The sequence below is a fragment of the Pseudomonas sp. GZJR-8 genome, from assembly GCF_002916705.1.
Lineage (GTDB): Bacteria > Pseudomonadota > Gammaproteobacteria > Pseudomonadales > Pseudomonadaceae > Aquipseudomonas > Aquipseudomonas synxantha_A.
Genome location: NZ_JXSI01000036.1, coordinates 1 through 599 on the forward strand (window position 1 = coordinate 1; position 599 = coordinate 599).

The window sequence follows — 599 nt, forward strand, 5'->3', positions numbered from 1 at the left end:
TGCCTGGCCAGCAACTCCAACAACGCCCGCGCCCCGCCGGACTTGACGCCACTCAGCACCTGCGCACCCAGCCGCAGCTTTACGCCAATACCCCGCGTCGCCCAGATCAGCAGCAAATTGATCAACACTTCGCCGGTGATTTCACCCAGCAGCTCGTACATTTCGGGCGGCGGCAGCATCCGTATCCAGGCCACCACCGCTGCCACGTAGATAAACAGCAGCGGCTCATCACTGAGCACCAGCAATCCCTTGGCCAGCGTGTCTTTGCTCAGCGCGAGCAGCGCGTCCAGTTCGGCCCGGGAGAGGTACTTCAGCAACTTTTCGCTGTTGGATTTGAGGTTCGCGAGCAGGTCATACAGCTCGGTGATGCTGTCCCACAGGTTGTAGAGCGCCTTGCCAAGTCCGGTAGCGAAGGCAATGCCCTGCATCGCACTGCGCTTGTAAGCAGGATCTTTGGCAAAGTCTGCCCATTGAGGCGCGAAACGCTCGTCCCACTGTTTACGCAGATCAGCTTCCAACCCGGCAATCACTGACGTGTAGGAGGCATACAGCGCCTTGACGTGATCCCTGGAGACATTGGGGTAAAAGGTGATTTGGTA

Annotated in this window: 1 pseudogene; it reads right to left on the reverse strand. The window is 58.8% G+C overall.

The features are described 5' to 3' along the window. Window positions 1-599: pseudogene (locus tag TK42_RS26735) on the reverse strand (type IV secretion protein Rhs); the annotation flags it as partial.